This is a genomic window from Bacillus chungangensis, from assembly GCF_030812995.1.
In the GTDB taxonomy this organism is placed as follows: Bacteria; Bacillota; Bacilli; order Bacillales; family Bacillaceae_C; genus Bacillus_CF; species Bacillus_CF chungangensis.
The window spans coordinates 148,929-171,451 of the sequence record NZ_JAUSTT010000001.1; the positions used below are offsets into that span (position 1 = coordinate 148,929).

A 22,523-nucleotide genomic window follows, 5' to 3' on the forward strand; every position below is an offset into this window, starting at 1 on the left:
AGCGTGAAAAACAAAGCAAAAAAAAAGCCAATACAATTTCAATCTATCATTTCATCTTCCCAATTCCTGAAGAATCTGAAACTACTGTAATGGAACAAAGATTTTTAACACCATCTATTTTGGATAGTATGTCAATGACAATAAAACGTTCCTGCACTGTAGGAATCTTTGTGAATAGTTTTTTCAGGTTTTCGATTCATCTTGACAAAAAAATTTGCATTCCCATTTCACAAATAACAATATATTGTGTTTTTTACAATAAACACTAACAATATGTTGTGTTTCATTCATCATAACATACTGTTTTTTGATTTTCAATCTCTATTTTTTTCACCTCAAACTATGAATAAAAACAATCAAAAACTAATTACTAAAGTCACAATAGGCAAAAAAATATCGGGCTCCGTTTAGAGCCCTTAGGTGAGGGATCACTTCCCGTCATTGCTCATGTCAACCTTCTTTCGAGCCGAATCTTACTATCCTATATTCAGGACGACAGGCATCAATTATATTAAGTTGAATGTTCATTTTAAGCATTTCTTCCCATTTTCGCAAATAACGATTATTTTCACCGCAAAATACATCTTTTACACTTTCCGTCATTTCGATTAGCACTTCCTCTTGATCTCGATGCATCCATTCCATTAATTCTCTTTCTAACCGAAATGCGATTGTTTCTGCGCTTTCAACTTTTCCCGTACCACTGCATACTGAACAATTGGTTAACATCGTTTCTATTAATGAATGCTTTGTTTTTTTTCGAGTAATTTGTAAAATACCCAAAGAAGTGAATCCGATGATTTTTGATTTCCGCTCATCTTTTATGAGTTCCTTCTCTAAACAATTGCTAACAAGTGCACGCTCATGTTCGTCTCGCATGTTGATAAAATCTATTAAAATGATTCCACTCAAATCACGTAATTTTATCTGTCTTCCAATTTCCTTAGCAGCCGCAAGATTAGTTTGTAAAACGGTTTCTTGTTGATTTTGTTTCCCAGTAAATTTACCTGTATTAACATCTATCACGATAAGAGCTTCGGTTTCTTCAATGAGAAAATAGGCGCCGTTATTAAGCCAAACAACCTTCTTGAGTGCTTTCATCAGCTCTTCCTCAAGATAAAGAGTTTGCTCATGCATCTCCCAATTCATTAAATCGTTTGCTGCCAATCTTTCTTTTATTTTTTTCATAGATGCGGGGTTATCAAAAAAAATTGTCCCAGAACCTAATTTTTTAACTGCTGCTAATAGGGCATCGTGGAAGTCCATCTTTTGAAGAAGAAGTGCAGGTGCTTTCATTCCTTGACATTTTATAAGCAATTGCTGATATTGTTGGCGAAGTAATGTGAATTCAGCCAACACATCTGCTTCTGAAGCCGAGAATGCTTCTGTCCGAACAATGACTCCTTCTCGTTCCTCTTTCACTGATGCTAACTTTTTTCTCCATCTCGTTCTTGTTTCATGATCACCCTTTTTCGAAACAGCACTATATCTGCCATCGGGAAGATAAACGAGATTATCGCCAGTGAGCTCAATTAGTGCTGTTAACAAAGCGCCTTTCAGCTCTGTCTCATCTTTTTTCACCTGTACCAAAATTTTCTCTCCTTCATGCAGAAAGCGAGTAAGCGGAAATAATTGTTTATTCTTCTCATCTGAATGAAGATAAGCAGGAATTTGATCACGATGCAAATAGCCATGCTTCCCAGCACCTAGATCAACAAAAGCAGCATCCATGCCGGTTTTCACTTGTGCAACCTTGCCTAAATAAATATTGCCAACTTTTGATTCACCTTCTGGACGCTGGATAAAAACTTCTGTTATTTGCTGATCTTGAAGAATGGCAAAACGTTTTTCCCTTGTTTTATCATGAACAATAATTTGATTCAAATCGTTCCCACCTGTCTGGAGTTTCTGTCTGTTATTTTAACACATTATAAATAATAACGTTACTTTTGCAGAGTGAACAACACGCCACCTTTATTACCCTTACATGCTTAACGTTTAGAGGTGGGTGCTTCTTGGGAACAGAGCACATACTCATTATAGTGGCGTACATTAGACAACAGCGGTTTCTCTTATAAACCAAGCTATCCCCTTAGTCCCTACGGTTCTTTTAGTTAGGATAATGTATGTATGTTTCAATAAGGAGAGAGAATATCTTTCACTTTTGCATGTAGGCGATTTTCAGCAAAACAGGCGAAAAGCAATTCATTTTCATCCAAAACACCTAGCTCTTTACCGTTTTCTGCAACAATAAGCGGGTGCTTATATCCACGGTGAAATTTCCTTACAACATCGTTGACTAATTCAAATGGGGCAACACGCAAAGGTTTCAAGTGTTGAAGTTCTGATTTTTTCCCATAATATCTTTCTAACAAAAATCTCATAAAAACGTAGTGCAGCTGTTTCCACTCCATCCAAAGAGAGATATATAAATATCCTAATACAATCCATATACTCAGTTGAAGTGGAGCCAAAATTAGCACGAACAAATGTAAACAAATTAAAAATATAAAAGAATACATCATGCTAAGTCGATATGCTTTTAAAAATGGAAAATAACAGGAAAATAAAAGATATAAAAGTTTTCCACCATCAAGCGGCCAAATAGGAAGAAGATTAAACAAAAGAACCATTAAATTGAATTCCATAAACATGTCGAAAGATGCTGCTGAAAGAAATGAAAATTGATGCAGAATAAAAGCAGCAGCAGCTAACAATAAATGCTGTAAAGGACCAGCCGCGACAACACATAATTCTTCTTTAAGCGGTCTATTTCCATGTTCGTCCATTTCTGCAACCCCGCCAAATGGTAGGATGATGATTTTATGGATGCGCCAAGAAAAAAGATGAGCTGCCATACTATGTCCCATCTCATGAATAAAGATGATGCAAAAAAGTGTGATCAGCTCGTAAAAGTATCCTGTCAAAACTGCCATTCCTGCAACAAGCCAAAAGAGTGGGTGAATACGCACTTTTTGCAAGAGTATCCAAAGATTATTCAAAGTTAATCACCTTATTCGGATCAATGAACTGATTATCTTGTTTAATTGCAAAATAAAAAGTTGGGGCCAAGTCTTTTTTATGATAAGAAGCAATTCCGATTTTTTCCCCAGCAGCCACTCGTTCATATTGCTTTACTGTCATTGTTTCTAAATATGCATACCAAGATTCAGATTGATCTGGATGCTGAATAATCACGGTGTTTCCAAGGTCCTCTTTTTGCCCTGTAAATATGACTGTTCCCTCTTTCATTGCTCCTACTACTGCATCATCTCCAGTTTCTATCAAAATACCGCGCTCATCTTTAGAAAAAGCTGTTAATACTTTTCCAGAAGCCGGAAGCACATAAGCATGATCCGTAAAAGAAGCATTTTTTTTCTCCTTGCTTGATGGCAAGATAGCCAACGGACTTCCAAATTGCCGCTCATACCAATCAGCAAGCATTGCAAATTGGAATTCTGACTCCATTGTTTTAACGATAAAAGCCCTTGAACTTTCAAAAGCTGTCGTTGGAGAGCGAAAAATAATAGCGGTCAATAGGACCAATACCGCGGATAATAATAATTTCAAAGTAAAAGCTTCACGATTTAAAAATCGTTGAGGATGATGTGATGTGGAGAAGGAATCATAAGTAATTTCTTCATTCGTTTCAAGTCCACTCCCCCCATATTCATGAAATAAACTTGCTTGTTTCTTTCTCTCGTAATCTCTCTGCTGTTTCCGCCTTGCCATCCTCCTCCGCAGCTCATCGGCACGATTTGTCATCACACACCAATCCCTTTTAAAGTTTGTATTCATTTTATGAATGGATTGAAACAATTATGACAAGCATGCGAAGATTCGCCTTCTGTATGCATCTCTCTCTTTTTAATTAAAAGAAAGGAAACATCAAGTTTTAAAATGTCATTTATAATTTCTACAGCTTACAAGAATATGTATTCCAACCTTAAAAAACTTTTGTAGCAAGAAGCGGAACGATCCAACAGCAATAAACAACAGGTGATAGATAGTCTCGTATTCCTTGAGGAAAATAATAAAACCTCCACTGATGGAGGCTTCATTTTATGCTTTTACACCAAAAAAGCGTTTCAATCGGGAAAACATCCCTGTTTTTTCATCTTCTAAAGATTGCAGCGGTACAGACTCGCCAAGAATACGCCTACAAATGTTGCGATAGGCAATAGATGCTTTACTGTTTGGATTCATTGCAATCGGCTCTCCTTGATTGGATGATTTAATCACCTCTTCGTCATCCATGACAATGCCAAGTAAATCTATAGATAAATGTGTCGTAATCTCATCAATATTTAACACATCACCGTTTTGCATCATTTGTTTACGAATTCTATTAATAATAAGCTTTGGCGGCTCTATTTTTTCTTTTTCCAGCAATCCAATGATGCGATCTGCATCTCGAACAGCGGAAATCTCCGGTGTTGTTACAACAATCGCTTTATCTGCTCCTGCTACGGCATTTTTATAGCCTTGCTCAATCCCTGCTGGGCAATCAATGATGACATAATCATAATCCTGCTTTAATTCGCCTACTAATTCTTTCATTTGTTCTGGATTGACAGCGGTTTTATCAGACGTCTGAGCTGCTGGAAGCAAATATAATAAATCCTCAAATCGTTTGTCTTTTACTAATGCTTGGTGAATTTTACAGCGTTTTTCAACAACATCTACTAGGTCGTAAATAATTCTATTTTCAAGTCCTAAGACAACATCAAGGTTCCTCAGCCCAATATCAGTATCCAACAAACATACTTTTTTGCCTTGCATTGCGAGAGCAGTCCCTAGATTTGCCGATGTGGTCGTTTTTCCTACTCCACCTTTTCCTGATGTAATGACAATAGCCTCCCCCATCGTTAGCGCCCCCCTTTAAATCTAGTAATATTAGGTCTAAGCTGTCTTAACACCTGCAATCGATCAATGACAATTTGCTCTGATTCATCTATGTAAGCACATTCCATTTCACGTTGTCCTTCTTTATCATAATAGTCTGGTGCCCGATTCATGTATTTGGCAATTCTAAGCTGGGATGGCGTCATGGAAGAAGCTACAATGACAGCATTGGTGTTGCCTTGATAACCTGCATGTGCGATTCCTTTTAACGCACCCATAATGAAAATGTTTCCATTTGCTCTCACAATGCCGCCAGGATTTACATCGCCAACAAGCAGCAAGTCTCCTGGCACTTCTAATATCTGGCCTGATCTAATAATAGCGGCTATCGAAGCAATTTCCCCTTCTTCCTTCCATCGTTTAGCTTCTTTCTTCGTTATAACATTCGAAGTGAATCCTTCCACAACAAGATTACTCTTCTTTTCGACCAAATCTTTTATCTCTTGTTCTTGACTTTCTGTCAGAAAGCGGTTATCCGATTGAATGCGAACAGAAATATGATGATCGTCACCATAACCGTTAGGATGAAGGGTAAGCTTTTCAAACAATTCTTCTTTCAATTCATTATAAGAGCATAAATCACTTAAATGGAGTGTTAAACCCTCTTTTGTGCCCTTAATAATCACATTTTGTTTTTTCTTCATGGCGGTCGTTCACCTCAATGGTTATAATTTCGACAATTGCCTAGTGTTTCCCTTTAAGAAAACTATTTTTACTGAGGATATCTCTTCAAAAAGCCCGTGAAAAATAACAGTGAAAGTCAGTATCGAATCGCTGCTGCATAACCACGAAGCATATAAATAGTACGTCCATATGAATCATTTGTCGGGCATCATGTGAACTACTCACCACTTATTGACCTTGCGGTCTGATTGAAGTGGGAGCTTCTTGGGAACTAGATACTTTTGTTAGCTATCTATAATTTACCAAGCTATAAGGGCAGTCCCTGCCCCTAGAGAAAATACCAACTACATGGCTAATTTCAGCAAGTTCTTACTTGCATTCACATCCCTGTCATCAACCTTTCATAGTGTATAGGTTGATTATAGAACAATATTTTGGCTTACACTAACCGAAAATTCATCTCCCACTTTCATTGGGCTATACCCTTCACATTTAGAAGTGGGAGAATTCTTTTCGGAAATCCAGTTAAACATGCCATTTGCTCCATGTTAGCTTGTTTCTTCTTTTTTCTTTAGAAATAGAAGTTGTTTTTTTATTGGATATGCAACAATGATAAAGAATACTAGATTCAATATCAAGGTTGGCCATAAGCGTAAATCTCCAAATTCTGTCCATTGCATTGGAACATTAAAAATAAGTTGATTCAGCTGGTATACCATCACTTCTATAAAAGCTATATTAATAATTGTTACAATAGAAACAATCAACAAATTCGACTGTAACATTTTCATTAATTTAGAAGTTAAATAGACAGATAAAGGAAAAAGACACAGATAAACGCCTAAAATCCCCGTATAATAAACATCGTAAAAAAGCCCAAAAAGAAAGGCTGCTGCGATCGTACGATTTCGAAAGTAATAAACGGTCATTAACAGCAAGACAACTAGCAAAAAATGGGGGACAATGATTCGATGTCCACTAAAAGCATCAAGAGAAAAATACTCTACAAATATGCTTTCACCAATAAAACAGCCAATCAAAAGAAGTGGGATTATCAGGCGCCTCATTTCGCCCCCACCTCTTTATCGGTTTCTTGATCTACTTCTACCATTGTCCGACTAACAATCATTACATGCTTAAGGCCATTAAAGTTTGCTGCTGGTTTCACATAAACTGTTTGTGTCAACCCATATTCCTCTGGTTCCGTTTCCTTAACCGTACCAATAGGCAAGCCGGCTGGAAATACACCGCCAAGACCAGAAGTGATGACTTTTTGCCCTGCTTTTAGCTCAGCCTCAATTGGAATTCTTTTTAAAATCAACATTTCCTTTTCCATGTCATAGCCTTCAATAATTCCTTTATCTATATCTTCAGCTTCCCCTTCTCCTTGAATAATAACGGATATCCTTGTTTTTGGATTATTTGCTGTTAATAGTTCTACCTTTGCAGTCATCGGCGCTGTTGATATAACCTTGCCAAGTAGCCCATTAGCCGTGATAACAGCCAAATTAGGTTTTATTCCAGCAACCTCGCCTTTATCAATCACGATATGCTCCTGCCAACGATCAGGATTTCTTGAAATGACAGTTGCTTGTACAGTCTCAAAGTCTCGCAAATCTTTTTCCTTGCCGCCGATGATAGCTCGGAGATCCTGATTGTCTTTTTTTAGATCATTTACTTCAATCTCCAACTTTGCTAATTCTTCAAGACGTTTTTTTAATTTTTTGTTCTCTTTATATGTATTTTTCAAATCAGCTACGTTCTCAAAGAAACCCGCTACACCGTTAGCGGGTTTAGAGACAAGGGATTGCCCGAAGCCGACGATATCCATAATAAATTTTTCTGGCCACGATATATTATCTTTGCCTTTAATAGAATATCCAATCAATGCCACTAATAGTATGATGCTGATTAATAAAATAATCAGACGCTTGTTCAGAAAAAATTGCGGCATGATTTACACCTCATTTCGCCGTTCCAGAAATATAGACAATGATGTGCACCTATTCACCTAAATGGATGCTTGCATCATTGGGGGTGTTTATCCCCTTTATAAAGGATTTCAAGCTAAGAACGCAGCAGTATGCTGCATTGCTTGAATACCAATGGCTGTAGAACTATACCAAACGCTAATTTAGTAAAATCTGCCGCTCACCTTTAAATTTTATAAACAATGCTTTTATGCCTGTAGGGTCATTGCTAAAGGTGGAGACTTTCTATGCAGGCAAAATTTACTTAGATATGAAGCAAAAAAATTTAAGTTTAAAACAACGTTAATCGAACGTCATAGAAATACTCAAAAATAGCCATTTATATTATCTTGTTTTGTTTTTGAAAAGGTGAATATGATCAAGTGCTTTGCCGGTTCCATTTGCTACACAATCAAGCGGGTCCTCCGCAATCAAGACAGGCATTTTTGTTTCATCACTAATTACCATATCTAGGTTGCGCAGCAGTGCACCACCGCCTGTTAACACGATTCCGCGATCCATAATATCAGCTGCAAGTTCTGGAGGGGTGCTTTCTAATGTATTTTTTACTGCATCGACAATAGCATTCACAGTATCACGAAGCGCCTCACAAATTTCGACTGCAGTAATCTCAATGGTTTTTGGCAAGCCTGTTAGTAAATCACGGCCTCGAATTTCCATTGATCCGATGTCTTCAGCATTACCAGCAGCACCAATCTCTACTTTAATCGTTTCGGCAGTTCGATCACCGATTAACAAATTATATTTCTTGCGTATATAATTAATAATGGCTTCATCAACATTATCACCAGCAATGCGAATAGAACGGCTTGTGACGATTCCACCTAAAGAAATAATCGCCACTTCGGTCGTTCCACCGCCGATATCTACCACCATGCTTCCCGTTGGCTCCCAAACAGGCAGGTTCGCACCAATTGCAGCTGCAAAAGGCTCTTCAATCGTGTAAGCATCCCGTGCTCCAGCTTGCCGTGTTGCATCAATCACCGCTCTTGCTTCTACAGCAGTAATTCCTGAAGGAACACAAATCATGACATAAGGCTTCCCGCCAAACATACCGCGATTTTTTAATGCTTGATTTATGTAATATTTCATCATTGTCGCAGTTATTTCATAATCGGCAATTACTCCTTCCTTCATTGGCCTCATTGCAACAATATTTCCTGGGGTTCTGCCGATCATGTTTTTTGCATCATTTCCTACAGCGACGATTTTTTTTATGTCGGTTTGCATCGCAACTACCGATGGTTCTCGTAAAACGATTCCTTTTCCTTTAACATATACAAGTGTATTTGCTGTGCCAAGGTCAATGCCAAGGTCTCTTGTGCCAATTCCGAACATGTTTTGTATCTCCCTTTCTGATACGAAGTACATTGCCAATGAATGTCCTACAAAGTAGACGTTATCTTTTGCTTTTTTGTTTCTGTATTTCCACAATAAATCTTTTCTGCCATTTTCAATATACAAAATTTGCATGTCTTTATAAAAATAGGAAGGAGTGCGAAATAAGTTGGTTCACTGCCTATTTTATATTCAATGCCCATTTGTTCATTCAAGACTTCTGCTTCATTAACAAAAGCTTTCAAATCTTTATCAAATCTTTTACAAAAACATAACCTTAATTATATCGTAATCTCGATTAAAATCATAGAGTCACATGTACCCTTTTTCTTTCAAACTTACAAATTGATTGTCACCAATAATAAGATGATCCAGTATTTCAATACCGATAATTCTCCCGCATTCAACAAGTCGTTTTGTCACCTCAATGTCCTCTCTTGAAGGCGTTGGGTCGCCGGAAGGATGATTGTGGCAACAAATAATGGAAGCAGCAGAGCGCCGAAATGCTTCTTTAAAGTAGGGTAAACAATTTCTATTCACTAGGTTTAAATTGCTCCCCTCCAAACCGTACATACTCCTCTCAAAGTATACGGCTTTCCATTTATCCGCCGTTTTCCATCCGTTTGGAGATTTCTACGCCTCCCGCATCTTCCATCGGATAAAAACGAGATAAACTACTCTCCTTTGCCATGTAATAGGCTTTCCCTATTTCAGACTACTACGAGAGTTCCGTTGCCATATTGGGGTTTTCAGCCAAATATTATCATATTCGGCTTTCCAACTTAGGCAATCCCCATTTAGCTAGGTAGAAAAAGCACTCTTTGGTATCGGATGTGACTTTCGCTCATTAATACTCACATAGAGATCGGCCAAGATGATACCACACGACACATCCCGAAGTATGAAGAATGCATCTCATCTTGCATAGCGAATCACTGCCTTAGCTATGGGTTCCACTCAACCACCTTGAGCTATCATTTAAGCAATCCAGCTTTCATCCTTGTCCATCGATTTCATTTCGCCCTTCTGTTGTGACTTGGCAGCTAGTCAACAGAATGACTTTACCAGCATGCTACACTCCCTAGTTGGTTTCCCTTCTAAATAAGCTGGTTTATGATAGGAGATCTGTGGTAATTTCCTACTGCTTTGCTAAAGCAGATTTCCTACCTTGCCTTATGGGCGCACTACTTCGCGTGGATGAACAATAGAGGCGTTTAGACTTCCGACAAAAACAGTTTGTTTGTGCAGCACTTGATTCTTGGTGCTGAGATAAAGGCATACGAAATTTTCTTGTGCTAAAAAGCGCATATCATTCATGACAAAGTTTGCACCATCTTCTGGACTTCGAATGACAAAGCGGTCATCATAAGAGAGGTTGGCGATTCGTCTGCCAATTTCAACTGCTGTCTTGATTTGTACAGCTTTTGCATATCCTATTCCTTTAATAGAGATGATTTCATCAATTGAAGCGTCTTTTAGAAGCATGAGTCCTTCAAAGTGTGCTAAGAGTCGATTAGCTAATTGAATAACCGATTCTGATTTTGTGCCAGTTCTTAATAAAATTGCTAAGAGCTCTTGGTTTGAAAGACTTTGAGGACCGTGTTGGATAAGTCTTTCTCGTGGGCGTTCATCAGTGGGGAAATCTTTCATCATCAATGATTTCATGCTTTTTTTCCTCCTTCAGGACATTTTGAAGAATCCCATGAGGAGAGAAATATTTTAAATCATCGTTTAAATGCCCATTTTCCGAAGCAGACGACGCAAGCGAGAAATAGGTAAGCCCATCACTGCATAATAATCCCCTGTAATTGATTTGACAAAAAAGGCTCCTATTCCTTGAATACCATATGCTCCAGCTTTGTCATAGGGCTCATCATTGTCTAAATATTCCTCCATTTCGTCATGTGATAACTTCCAAAATGTCACATCTGTTTTCTCGCAAAAAGTGTGGACGTCCTGCTCATGTATGATCGCAACACCTGTATAAACAGTATGGGTCTGATCAGAAAGCATCGTAAGCATTTCTTTTGCATGAGAGCGATCGGCAGGTTTCCCGAGGATGCTGTTCTGACATGCTACAATCGTATCAGCTCCAATGACAATCCGATTTGGATATTGCGCTGCAACAGCTCTAGCCTTTCTGATAGAAAGTTCGATAACAATTTTATCTGGAGCCATCGATTGATCAATTTCTTCTGTTGCTTCACTTGTGATTACTTCAAAAGGGATATTTAACTTTTCAAATAATTCTTTTCGACGAGGCGACTTGGAAGCTAATATAATTTCCGACATGTTTTCACCTACTTTTTATCATCAAGGGAGATACAAGGCTATCGTATCAAATACATCATTATTTTACAAGATTCCACGTATTGTTCCCCCTATCATGAGAGAAAAGCAAAGTTTTATTATAGAGATATAAGCTGTTTTAAATAGTTAAGCTGAGCTTGTTGAGCAGCAATCCACTCTGTTTCGGTTTTTGCTTCAAGATATTGTTTAAAGGCTTGATAGCTTTTCAGCTGTTCGGTTTGCAAGCTTTTTATTCCTTTATTTTTTATCTGATCAATGTTTTTAATTTTGTTGATTTTTTCTTCAATAGCTGTTAATTTTTCTTGATTTATAGGACGTTTGAAATAACCGGCTGTCTCCACTTCCAGCATTGTAAGAAACAAAGAATGAGTTAATTGAAGAAATTCCGCTTCCGCCTTCGTTTCTACTTGAATGTTTTTTTCTGCGATGGCGAGTTCCTTCGCATAAACTTCAACATTTTGTGCTGCTATTTTATCTCCTAATTCTTTTGCAGTCTCCAGATTTTCCGCACCAATCATGTACAAATAGTACTGGCCGTTCATTTCGACAACCATTGCTGGCAATCCTTTTCCCTTCACAACACTAGCAGTAGTTTCTGCCGCCTCTGCACTGCTAAAAACCCCCCCTTGCACAACGGCTACGCTCATCGATTGAATCGCCGCTGTTTGCTGCGGTGTAGGAGTACCATTTTCTTCTTTTTTATGCTGGACAACTTTTTCTTTCTTCACCGCTTGTTCTGCAAAAAAATCCCCAGGATATATAGCGATTTTAAGCATCACAAAACCAAATATTAGTCCGATCACAATTGCAGTAACTGCAGCTTTCCACGATAGAAGGAAACCTGTAAGCATTTCATGGCGATTTCCTAATAGAAAGTTTACCTTCTTTTTTTTTGGCGGAACGTAATGAATTCTCTTAAACGTCTCCAGCTTCTCATTAGAACTATCAGTACTTGCAGATGTAACAAATGGCTGCTCTAATAATTCTTCTTCAGCTGCTGCTGATTCTTTTTCTACTTGCCAATGATGAACTTTCATCTCCTCTGATATTGGCATTTCTTTTCCGCTAATTTTAATGGTGATGTTATCACAAGTTGTTTTCGAATGCTTGTCCATTGTCGAACCCCCTTGGTGCTTGATTTTGCTTTATGCTAACATAATCAAAAAAAAAAAGAACAAGACTTTTGTCGCCTCGTTCAAGAAGATTTCGTCAACATTTTTACTTTTAATAAAGTGAGATTTCTATTGATAGGGGGCTTCTCTTATTCATGTATACAGGACAAACTAAAAACTCGACGTCCCTTCGCCGCTAATTCCCTTCTACTGAGCGCTTCTAATGCTTCATGTTATTAAGTTTTACTAGAGTTAGATACGAGATAAAGTGAAACTTCCATCAGTGGGGGTTTTCTCTCATCCCCCACTGATGGTTAGTTGAACCAATCGGACATTTACTGGCAGTTATCCCCCACCTAGACTTCTTCGATCCCTCTTACTCTTGAGATGGGGGTCTTACTGCCAGTTAGATGTGGGATAAATTACCATGGTATTTCGTATCTAAAAATATCTATCTATGAAAAAAGAGAAATATACCAATTCATGATCTCCAGATGATAAAAGTAAGTGATTAAAGTACCAAGGCCGATAAAAGGGCCAAAAGCAATCGGTTTCTCTTTTTTTAAAAATCCACAAACAAGTCCTATAAGTCCAAAGAACGCGCCTAAAATAACCGATACAATAAAAGATAAGAGGACAAGCTTTGTACCGAGGACAAAGCCAATTAAAGCAAAAAGCTTCATATCTCCGCCCCCTAAGCCGCCATCACTTAAACGTTCTATTAAAAGCAACAAAACAAATGCACTAATAGCTCCAAGTAGTGAATCCCACCATGGCTGAAGGGGAAACAAGATTCTTTCTATTAAAAAAATGCCTCCAAAAAAAAGCAAAAGTTTATCGGGAATTAACAAATAGGTGATGTCAGATACAAAAATAATCATGAATAAAGAAATAAGCGTCCAAGCGATCATTAATTCTACATTCCAGCCAATCTGTAAAAAGGCAAACACAAATAAGAGTGGCGTCATCGTCTCAACGAGCAGATATAGTGGAGAGATAAGGGTTCGACAACCTCTGCATCTCCCATATTGTATCAGATATGAAAGAACTGGAATTAGCTCTCGTGGGGTTAAATTCCGCTGACAGTTAGGGCACGCTGATCGAGGTCCTGCAATAGACTGTTGGAGAGGAATCCTTAAACCGACGACATTAAAAAAGGAACCTAAAACAAGGCCAAAAATGATTACTACGTACATTTTTTCTCATTCCTTACTTCATTCTAATTTTGTATAAAACTGGCATATTAGCTGCTGTCTCAATCCGACATAAGGTGTTAGAATTCTAAGGTGAGAAAAAGACACTCCCCGTATCCAATCTTTACCTCAAAAAAATCTTAGCGCTTCTAATGAATTTTGAGTGGGAAAAAAGCTGTGAAACATTCTCGTAATGGGCAACGCGATTTCGCCCTGCTTGCTTCGCACCAATATACAATGCGCGATCAGCGTGGCGGATAAGTGCTATGCTATCTTCCCCATCCATTGGCGCTGTTGCTACACCAATGCTTACTGTTATATATATATCCAGCTCTCTGCTTTTAGAAGCTAAATCACGTTGAATTGCAAATGGATGTGCATATGCAGAGCTTTTTATCGAACAATGGGTTATAACTAGAAAGAGCAGCAACTACATGTACAAGTTCTTGATTTTTTGTCACAAAGTGTAAAAGTATATATAGGAAAATCGGAAATAGAAATGAACGGTTTCATACTGGATTTGTCCGCCACTAACGATGAATTCGCAAACAAAATGATGGAATTGATGAAATAGTGATATAAACGGGGCTTATCTAGCTTTCGTGATAATAATAAGCAAAGAATTGGCAGCTGAAAAAGGAGCATCTCAACAAATAGTCCATAAGATAGAAATGCGGGAATTGTTATCCAATGCAATAAGATACATGGCGTTCCATGGATGTAAATGGGGAGAAAAGTACAAATGAAAACAAACATAAAAAAAGGGAGAAGATCCCACATACTGTCGAAAAGCGGGTGAAAAACATAGTAAACACAACAATTGTAAAGGATAGTCCCGATCAGCAAAACTGGCAGCAGTTTTTGCATCACCTACTCCCCCTTTAGCAATAATAGCATTGTCATGTCTTATGCATATATTACCAAATTGTTCTTGTCATGTCACTTTATTTTTTTCTCCCCCTCATTCAAACATGCTGCATTTTCAATTTTAATCCGGACTGAGCTCCAATATATAGAAGAAGCCAAGCGGCACACTGTCCACCTGACTCCCATTTCAATCGATATGATGAATTAGATTCTTTAAAAATGGCTTGCATTGAGAAATAAAATAAAGTGATCCTGTCACAAGCAATACTTCGTTCTTTGCAAGGTTTTGATATAAGGCAGTAAGCAGGTCTTGCCAATTCTCATTTATTTTTGCTGTTTTTGTTTGAGTGAGCTGCAAAAGTGCTTCTGCTTTCGCAGCCCGCGGAAAATCAAACTGCGTAAAATACAAATCGCCGGGGAAGGTCTCTAATGAAGCTAGCATTTCACTCGCATCCTTATCAATAAGCGCAGCAAAGACTACTTTGATCGACTTTTTTGAATAGCGCCTATTAACTGTTTCTACAAGTGCTTTCATACCTTGTTCGTTGTGAGCACCATCTAAGATGACATAAGGTTCCTGACGAATGATCTCCAATCGCCCTGGCCAAAAAGCATGTTTTAATCCTTTTCTTACATGCTCTTCTTTTATTACATATGAACCTTGTTCCTGTAAAAGCTGAATGGCCATAATAGCTAAAGAGGCATTATCGATTTGGTGGCGGCCTAACATAGAAATTTCTACATCCTCAAAGACAGCAGCTTTCGAGGAAAGAGAAAAGCGCTCACCTGCCTCCAACGACTCTATCTCTCTCGTATGCCAGTCCTCTCCAAGAACCCAGATTTTCGCATGTTGTTCAGCAGCTTTTCGCTTAAAAATATCCCGTACTGTTTTCTGCTTAGCTGCTGTAATAAGTGGAACATGTTCTTTAATAATGCCTGCTTTTTCATTCGCTATCTCTTCAATCGTTTCACCAAGAATTTGCATATGATCCATTCCAATTGTTGTTATGACACTAATGATTGGCTGTAACACATTGGTAGAATCAAAACGCCCTCCTAGTCCTACTTCAAAAATAGCTATATCAACTGGTTGAATGCGGGCAAAATAGTAAATTGCCATCGCAGTGATTACTTCAAATTCAGTCGGTGAACCAAGCGGAGTTTTTTCCAATGCTTCTGCTAATGGTTCCATTAACCGTACAAGCTCCACTAACTCTTTATTAGTGATTGGCATTCCATTCAAACTGATTCTTTCATTAAAATGCTCAATATATGGAGATGTAAATGTACCAACTGTTAATCCAGCCTCATTTAAAATGGAACGGATATAAGTGACAGTCGAACCTTTGCCATTTGTTCCGCCAACATGAATGGCCTTCAAAGCTTTTTCCGGGTGATCGAGTTTCGCCATTAGCCATTCCATTCGTTTTAATCCTGGCTTGATCCCAAGTCTGAGTCGGCCATGTATCCAGCTTAACGCTTCATTATAGCTTTTAACCATCATCTCACCTCTTTATTTTTGCGATGGCAAGATAAAACACCTCATTTTGATCAGAAAATTGTATCGGCCTCGAGTCTCTGCCTCTATAGTAAGGCTTCTCCGATTCCACTCTCTCTTATGAAGCCACCCAATAATGGGAACATATAATTCTTAAAACAACGTAAAATTCTCATGCTCCCATTATAAGTGTGAGTTTAAACTTAACCTTTTAATTCCTTGATTCTTGCTTCCACTGTTGCACGTTTTTCGAGATAATCTTTTTCTTTAGCACGTTCTTCATCGACTACCTTTTTTGGAGCATTATTTACAAACTTTTCATTTTGAAGCTTTTGTTGAACTCGCTTCACTTCTTTCTCCCATTTTTCCCATTCTTTTTGGAGACGAGCCAACTCTTCCTCAATGTTAATTAGCCCTTCTAATGGCAAGATCAATTCCGCACCTGTTACTACCGCTGTCATTGCTTTGTCTGGAATTTGCATTTCTAAAGCCATTACAAGTTCCTCTGGGTTGCAAAAACGTTCAAGGTACGACTTATTTTTCTCCAAGACTGTAAGCGTTTCATCATCCTTTGCTTTCACTAGCAGCTTAATTTTTTTACTAAGCGGCGTCTGTACTTCCGCACGAATATTACGAACAGATCGGATGATTTCCATTAGCAGTTTCATCTCGCTTGCAGCTTTCTCATCACTTAGTGATTGATCAACTTGCGGCCATTGTGCAACAGTAATGGATTCTCCATTATGAGGAAGGTTTTGCCAAATTTCTTCTGTTAAAAATGGCATAAATGGATGTAATAAACGCATCGTTTGATCAAGTACATATGCTAAAACTGAACGCGTCGTTTTCTTTGCTTCCTCATTCTCTCCATATAGTGGAAGTTTTGCCATTTCTATATACCAGTCGCAAAAATCATCCCAAATGAAGTTGTAAAGGGCTCTGCCAACTTCTCCAAATTCATATTTATCAGCAAGCTTTGTTACTATAGCGATTGTTTCGTTTAGGCGTGTCAGAATCCATTTATCTGCTACAGATTTTTCGCCGCTCATGTCGATTTCATCATAACCCATCCCGGCCATGTTCATTAAAGCGAAGCGAGATGCGTTCCAAATTTTATTAGCGAAATTCCAAGTCGCCTCAATCTTTTCCATGCTAAAGCGCAAATCTTGGCCAGGTGCGCTTCCAGTTGCTAAGAAATAGCGTAAGGAATCGGCTCCATATTTGTCGATCACATCCATTGGATCAACGCCATTTCCAAGGGATTTACTCATTTTCCTGCCATCTTCTGCACGAATAAGACCATGAATTAATACATCTTTAAAAGGACGTTGGCCGGTAAATTCAACACCTTGAAAAATCATTCGTGAAATCCAGAAGAAAATAATATCGTAGCCTGTCACGAGGCAGTCTGTCGGATAATAACGCTTGAAGCTTTCCGACTCTTCTGGCCATCCCATCGTTGAAAACGGCCATAATGCAGAGCTGAACCAAGTATCCAGTACATCCTCATCTTGTTCCCAATTTTCAATATCGGTTGGCGGTTCATGATGGACGTATACCTCACCTGTTTCTTTATGGTACCAAGCTGGAATACGATGTCCCCACCAAAGCTGACGAGAAATACACCAATCGCGAATATTTTCCATCCAATGGAGATATGTTTTTTCAAAGCGTTCAGGAACAAATTGAACTTTTCCTTCCTGTTTCTGAAGCTGAATCGCTTCGTCGGCAAGCGGCTGCATTTTTACAAACCATTGTGTAGACAAATATGGTTCGACTACAGCCCCGCTTCGTTCCGAGTGGCCAACGGAGTGAAGATGATCTTCGATTTTGAACAGAATGCCTGCCGCTTGTAGATCTTTTACAATTTGCTTTCGACAAGCAAAACGATCCATTCCTTGATACTTGCCAGCATTTTCATTCATTGTTCCGTCTTCATTCATTACTAAAATACGCGTTAATTTGTGGCGATTGCCAATTTCGAAATCATTCGGGTCGTGAGCAGGTGTAATTTTAACTGCACCTGAACCAAATTCCATATCTACATAATCATCGGCAATAATCTCAATTTCTCGCCCGATAATTGGAAGAATGACTTTTTTCCCAATTAGATGTTTGTATCGATCATCATTAGGATGTACCGCTACCGCAGTATCCCCAAGCATTGTTTCTGGACGTGTTGTTGCAATTTCAATCGATCCAGATCCGTCTGCCAGCGGATAACGCATGTGGTAGAATGCACCTTGAACATCTTTATAAATCACTTCGATATCAGAAAGAGCGGTTTTCGTCGCAGGATCCCAGTTAATAATATATTCGCCTCTATAGATCAAGCCTTTATTATATAAATCAACAAACACCTTTTGCACCGCAGCTGATAGACCTTCATCTAGCGTAAAACGCTCGCGAGTATAGTCTAATCCAAGTCCTAACTTTGCCCACTGCTGGCGAATGAAATCGGCATATTCTTCTTTCCATTTCCATGCTTCCTTGACAAAGGCTTCTCGCCCTAAATCATAGCGTGATTTTCCTTCAGCACGAAGCTTTTCTTCCACCTTTGCTTGCGTAGCAATTCCCGCATGATCCATTCCAGGCAGCCAAAGAACATCATAGCCTTGCATTCTTTTCATACGAGTAATCATATCTTGCAGTGTTGTATCCCAAGCATGGCCAAGGTGCAGTCTGCCCGTTACATTTGGGGGTGGAATCACGATCGTGTAAGGTTCCTTATCTGTGTCAGGCTTCGCTTCAAAAAACTTTTTCTCTAACCACCATTTATAGCGATCCTTTTCTACTGTTTTTGGATCATATTTAGTAGGCATATTCAGATGTTCTGTTGCCATTTCAACTTCCTCCTTTATCTCTCAAAATCTGAGTTGTTTCTGGATCTCAGACTTTTTGACTACTTATATTCATTTTTTCCACTTAAAAAGCTCCTTCCATCAAAAGGACGAAAGGAGCGATTTCGCGGTACCACCTTTTTACCAAAAAAACAATCGTATTTTGGCTCTCAAGAAGCATTTAACGGTGCGGACCGGCTTTTGCTACTTTGCATTTGAGTTCACAAAAGCAGTTCAAGGGCGACTTCCAATACGCTCGAATAGAAAATTTTTCAGCTGTAAATTTTCCTCTCTTTAAAACGATGCTCATTGTACTATTCCCTATCATTACTAAAAGAATATCCTATATTTTCTTTTACACTTCCCTGAAGGAAGCATCAGTTTATTTACTCATATAGTATCCAAAAATACACCATTTCGTCAATCATTACTGTCTTTTTAAACGATTTTTTCGTAAAAAATGCAAAATAAACCGCTAATTGTCGCTTCATCATAACAATAAGCGATTTGCTTTAGGATAAAAGTGATGCTGCCATCTGTAGTCTATTCCTCTCCCCCCTAATGGTAATTAAACATTCGACATTTGCTTGGGGAAATACTTCCAGATAAAGTGAAACTTCCATCAGTGGGGGTTTTCTCTCATCCCCCACTGATGGTTAGTTGAACCAATCGGACATTTACTGGCAGTTATCCCCCACCTAGACTTCTTCGAATCCTCTTAACTCTTGAGGTGGGGGTCTTACTGCCAGTTAGATGTGGGATAAATGTTGGATAAACTTGAAGGTTATCATGACAGAAGAATTTAATGAAAGGAGGTTAACTACAAAACGTTTTATTGATGAGAATGAAGAATGCGATATACAGAAGTATATAGAGAGGAGTAATTTATTGATTTTAACAAAAGCAGCTGCTATCGCACCATCTCCCCACATTATACATACATATATAGAGGAGGAGGTGCGGTCAATGAAAAGAAAAATGAATCAACAAACTTTTCAATCATGGATTCGAACTGCAAAAGATATTGGAAAACAATTCATTATTCCTTTTGTCGTCTTTCAAGCTGTGAGAACAATACTGCTCCCTACTTCCTTTGATGTTCTCCTGCTTGCTATTTTTATTTTACTTGCGCTCGCATTTTACTTTGATTGGATTTAATAAATGGTTGGTTATTCTGGAAAAATACAATCTCATTCCAGCAAATTGAAGAAGTTATATGCTAGAAATTGATGCTGTCCCACCTACAACTTTGAGTTGTAAAAGATTTCGTTTGTTCTGTAATAAAACGATTATAATTGTTTCTCCTGCTATGATGTTTACGTATTTTACAAATATCGGCTATAACGAGGACTCATCCTGTGCATTATTTTTTGTTTGCTCGTATTCTGTTAATCTCATGATCATATATTCGGTGTTTTTTAACTGCCAATAATTTCTTTGCAATGCTTTACTATCTTTCAATTCATTTCGTTTCGGCTGTTGATAAAAATATTTTCTAACTGTTTGTGTGATGACGATTGGATATGCTAAATAACTTGTAAATAATAACATTTCATCCGCATTGAAAGGAAAATATCGTAAATATAACTGCATACCATCTAATAATTCATCAGCGTGTTTTGGGTAAGTGTCTAGACTTTTAGCTATAAATGGAAGCAGGTCATGGATTGGAGAGGAACGGCGCGCTCGCTCTAAATTTGTAAAATATCCATATCCTTGTTCATCATAAATAAAGTGATCAATAGATGTTTTCCCATGAATCATCACTGTCCGGGCTTTCGCCAACTCTTTAGAGTCTTCAAACCACTTATCAAACTTTTTTTGAGCAAATTGTAATGCTAGTTTTATGTCGTGGTAATACGTGCAAAAGAGCAGCTGAAATGGAGACATGTACCATTCTTTTTCGCATTCCTCTAAGAATTCGTCCAAAAATGCTTGATCTTGCTCCCATTGTGAAGTTGTTTCTTCATAATGTTCTTTTCGCTCTTCCTTTTCAATTTCTATTTCTTTTACTGAAATGGTATGAAGTCTAGATAGTTCTCGAAAAAAATGTTGATGCTTTTTTAAGCCATTCTCTTGTCCCTCATTGGCAAGCCAAGGCGTTAAATAAAATAGGGCATTTCCTTCCAAAACAGAAAATCTGCCATCAAGTGTTGGATAAATAGGTACAATGCGATTATAGCCTTGTTGATAGATCATTTTCATATTTTGAACAAAATCGATTCCATTTTGAGCATGTATTTTCTTTAAAGCGAAATTTCCTACATCTGAATATAATTTCGTTACTTTCCCAAACTGTTCCATATAATGGACTCGTATCCCATAATAGCTTGCTATTTTTTGTATGATGGACAGGTTTTTTTCCATTTCACCACCTGCTTCCAAAAAAGTAAAACTCTATTATCGATCCTCTCACCTATATAAAACAACCTTGAGTTCTATAGGCCAACAAAGAAATTAGAGATGAGAAATAACTTGCCCATTTCTCTCTTCAAGATTGTTGATATGGGACAAAAAATCACGAGAAGAGGTCGTCATATTGATCGACCCCTTGGCGATACAAACCAATTATTTTAGGGAAATCATATTGATCCTTTAAAATTTTTAATATGATGCCTTTTTTGTGGAATATAAATTACTTGTCCTTCTGACAAATCACTAACTGTCTCCATCCTGTTCACTCTTAAAATTTGCTGAACATGGACATCATATTTCTCAGCAATGAAGTCAAGCGTCTCTCCTTTTTGAATGATACATACTTTCATACTTGCTGCTTCATCTGGTTCTTTCCGAGCAAAAAATTCCGCTAGTGAAATTCCATCTTTTTTCTTTTTCTTTTCTTTTTCTACTATATGTGTATCTTTATGTTTTTTTTCCTTTATTTTTTCGTGTGAACTGCTTTCTTCTATTATGAGAGACGAAGATGATTCAACTGTTTCTTTTTCTAGAACACTACTGGAGGATTCAGCTTTATGTTGAAAAGGCATTTTTAAAAAATTTTTAAACCGCTCTTCTTGGATATCGCTATCGATTAACTCTGTACTGCTGTTTACTTGCTCGGTCTCTTCCTCTTCTTCACTTTTAGCCGTTCTTCTAACTTCTACTGTAAAACTTTCAATAAGTTCCTCTTCTTCTGGTTCTGGTTCTGCTTTCTCTCGTAGGTTTTCGGAAAATAATTTATTCGTTTCAAGGTCTTCTGAAGGTTCTTCTGATATTGCGGATTTTTCTGGAACAACCATTTCTTCTTTATCTGGTATTTCTAATCGGGTTTCCTCTGTTTCCTCCTCTTTCTCTTTTTCCTTCGTTTCTTCCTCCTCTTTTTCTCTTGTCTCTTGAATATTCTCTTGAGGCGATTCTCGTTGCTGCTGCTCTTCCGGTTTTTCATCTGCTGGCTCATAAATTCCTGTCATGATCAGCTCAGCAGTTAATTTTAAACACGACCTTTCAGGTAGAATATAATCGAATGATTCTACATACACATCAACATCATCCACATGTTTTAAGCGATTTCGAGGAACAGTTATATCAAGGGGAAAACAATGGCTGAATTCAGCTGTTCCATGTTCATGTATGTCAACTCTCTGTACATACTTTCTCCCTGTTTCGTCAAATTCAAGTTGATCCTCTTCTTTCTCATTAGGTTGATATTCTCCAGAAAGCTCCAAGTCCCCCCGAATTATTACAAGCTGATCTTCTTCATGGATGGTTATATTTGGATCTAATGATATAGAGATTAACTCTTCGACTTCCTGTCCGCTTTCAAACCAAATCGATTCCTCTAAAGGAAAGCGCAAAGACGTATGTCGAGTTTCAGACAAGGACTATTCCTCCTTTCGATCCAAAAT

At 38.0% G+C, this 22,523-nt stretch carries 17 protein-coding genes, 2 pseudogenes and 1 other annotated feature; of the genes and pseudogenes, 1 reads left to right on the top strand and 18 read right to left on the bottom strand.

The window, feature by feature from the left end:
• Positions 1-450: 450 nt before the first annotated feature.
• From J2S08_RS00740 to J2S08_RS00815, 16 genes and pseudogenes are all read right to left on the bottom strand, one after another.
• A complete protein-coding gene (locus J2S08_RS00740) occupies positions 451-1,884 on the bottom strand; it encodes an Rne/Rng family ribonuclease (RefSeq protein WP_307225686.1) in 1,434 nt (477 codons plus the stop codon).
• 251 nt (positions 1,885-2,135) lie between these two features.
• A complete protein-coding gene (locus J2S08_RS00745) occupies positions 2,136-3,002 on the bottom strand; it encodes a M50 family metallopeptidase (protein ID WP_307225687.1) in 867 nt (288 codons plus the stop codon).
• Positions 2,995-3,765, bottom strand: a complete 771-nt coding sequence (locus J2S08_RS00750; RefSeq protein WP_307225689.1) for a M23 family metallopeptidase — start codon at positions 3,763-3,765, stop codon at positions 2,995-2,997. The genes J2S08_RS00745 and J2S08_RS00750 overlap by 8 nt, the downstream gene beginning before the upstream one ends.
• 297 nt (positions 3,766-4,062) lie before the next feature.
• Entirely contained in the window at positions 4,063-4,866 is an 804-nt protein-coding gene (minD, locus tag J2S08_RS00755) for a septum site-determining protein MinD (RefSeq protein WP_307225691.1), read from the bottom strand.
• Positions 4,867-4,868: 2 nt separating this feature from the next.
• Complete coding sequence (gene minC / locus J2S08_RS00760; RefSeq protein ID WP_307225693.1) at positions 4,869-5,549, bottom strand: septum site-determining protein MinC; 681 nt, start codon at positions 5,547-5,549, stop codon at positions 4,869-4,871.
• A 528-nt stretch (positions 5,550-6,077) separates the two neighbouring features.
• On the bottom strand, positions 6,078-6,596 hold the full coding sequence (mreD, locus tag J2S08_RS00765) for a rod shape-determining protein MreD (RefSeq protein ID WP_307225695.1): 519 nt from the start codon (positions 6,594-6,596) through the stop codon (positions 6,078-6,080).
• Positions 6,593-7,483 (bottom strand): rod shape-determining protein MreC, encoded by an 891-nt coding sequence (mreC, locus tag J2S08_RS00770; RefSeq protein WP_307225697.1) that lies wholly within the window; start codon positions 7,481-7,483, stop codon positions 6,593-6,595. Before mreC ends, mreD begins: the two co-directional genes overlap by 4 nt.
• Positions 7,484-7,844: 361 nt before the next feature.
• Positions 7,845-8,858, bottom strand: a complete 1,014-nt coding sequence (locus J2S08_RS00775) for a rod shape-determining protein (protein WP_307225699.1) — start codon at positions 8,856-8,858, stop codon at positions 7,845-7,847.
• A gap of 312 nt (positions 8,859-9,170) precedes the next feature.
• A pseudogene (locus J2S08_RS00780) lies at positions 9,171-9,374 on the bottom strand (JAB domain-containing protein); the annotation flags it as partial.
• A gap of 663 nt (positions 9,375-10,037) precedes the next feature.
• Positions 10,038-10,523 (bottom strand): annotated as a pseudogene (gene radC, locus J2S08_RS00785) (RadC family protein); the annotation flags it as partial.
• Positions 10,524-10,589: 66 nt separating this feature from the next.
• Complete coding sequence (locus J2S08_RS00790) at positions 10,590-11,150, bottom strand: Maf family protein (protein WP_307225701.1); 561 nt, start codon at positions 11,148-11,150, stop codon at positions 10,590-10,592.
• 116 nt (positions 11,151-11,266) lie between these two features.
• Positions 11,267-12,283 (bottom strand): hypothetical protein, encoded by a 1,017-nt coding sequence (locus tag J2S08_RS00795; protein ID WP_307225703.1) that lies wholly within the window; start codon positions 12,281-12,283, stop codon positions 11,267-11,269.
• 452 nt (positions 12,284-12,735) lie between these two features.
• Positions 12,736-13,476 carry a prepilin peptidase gene (locus tag J2S08_RS00800; RefSeq protein ID WP_307225705.1) on the bottom strand — a complete coding sequence of 247 codons (741 nt, stop codon included), beginning with the start codon at positions 13,474-13,476 and terminating at the stop codon, positions 12,736-12,738.
• A 121-nt stretch (positions 13,477-13,597) separates the two neighbouring features.
• The gene (locus tag J2S08_RS00805; protein ID WP_307225707.1) at positions 13,598-13,903 is read right to left on the bottom strand and encodes a diguanylate cyclase domain-containing protein; all 306 of its coding nucleotides are present in this window, start codon (positions 13,901-13,903) and stop codon (positions 13,598-13,600) included.
• A 624-nt stretch (positions 13,904-14,527) separates the two neighbouring features.
• Positions 14,528-15,841 carry a bifunctional folylpolyglutamate synthase/dihydrofolate synthase gene (locus J2S08_RS00810; protein WP_307225708.1) on the bottom strand — a complete coding sequence of 438 codons (1,314 nt, stop codon included), beginning with the start codon at positions 15,839-15,841 and terminating at the stop codon, positions 14,528-14,530.
• A 200-nt stretch (positions 15,842-16,041) separates the two neighbouring features.
• Entirely contained in the window at positions 16,042-18,681 is a 2,640-nt protein-coding gene (locus tag J2S08_RS00815) for a valine--tRNA ligase (RefSeq protein WP_307225710.1), read from the bottom strand.
• Positions 18,682-18,781: 100 nt separating this feature from the next.
• Positions 18,782-19,015 (bottom strand) — a binding site (T-box leader).
• A gap of 629 nt (positions 19,016-19,644) precedes the next feature.
• Between J2S08_RS00815 and J2S08_RS00820 the strand changes: the two genes are divergently transcribed.
• On the top strand, positions 19,645-19,836 hold the full coding sequence (locus tag J2S08_RS00820; protein ID WP_307225712.1) for a hypothetical protein: 192 nt from the start codon (positions 19,645-19,647) through the stop codon (positions 19,834-19,836).
• A 180-nt stretch (positions 19,837-20,016) separates the two neighbouring features.
• Here the strand turns inward: J2S08_RS00820 and ysxE are convergent, their stop codons facing one another.
• Positions 20,017-21,045, bottom strand: a complete 1,029-nt coding sequence (gene ysxE / locus J2S08_RS00825) for a spore coat protein YsxE (protein WP_307225714.1) — start codon at positions 21,043-21,045, stop codon at positions 20,017-20,019.
• A gap of 215 nt (positions 21,046-21,260) precedes the next feature.
• A complete protein-coding gene (spoVID, locus tag J2S08_RS00830) occupies positions 21,261-22,496 on the bottom strand; it encodes a stage VI sporulation protein D (RefSeq protein WP_307225716.1) in 1,236 nt (411 codons plus the stop codon).
• Between the last annotated feature and the right edge of the window lie 27 nt (positions 22,497-22,523).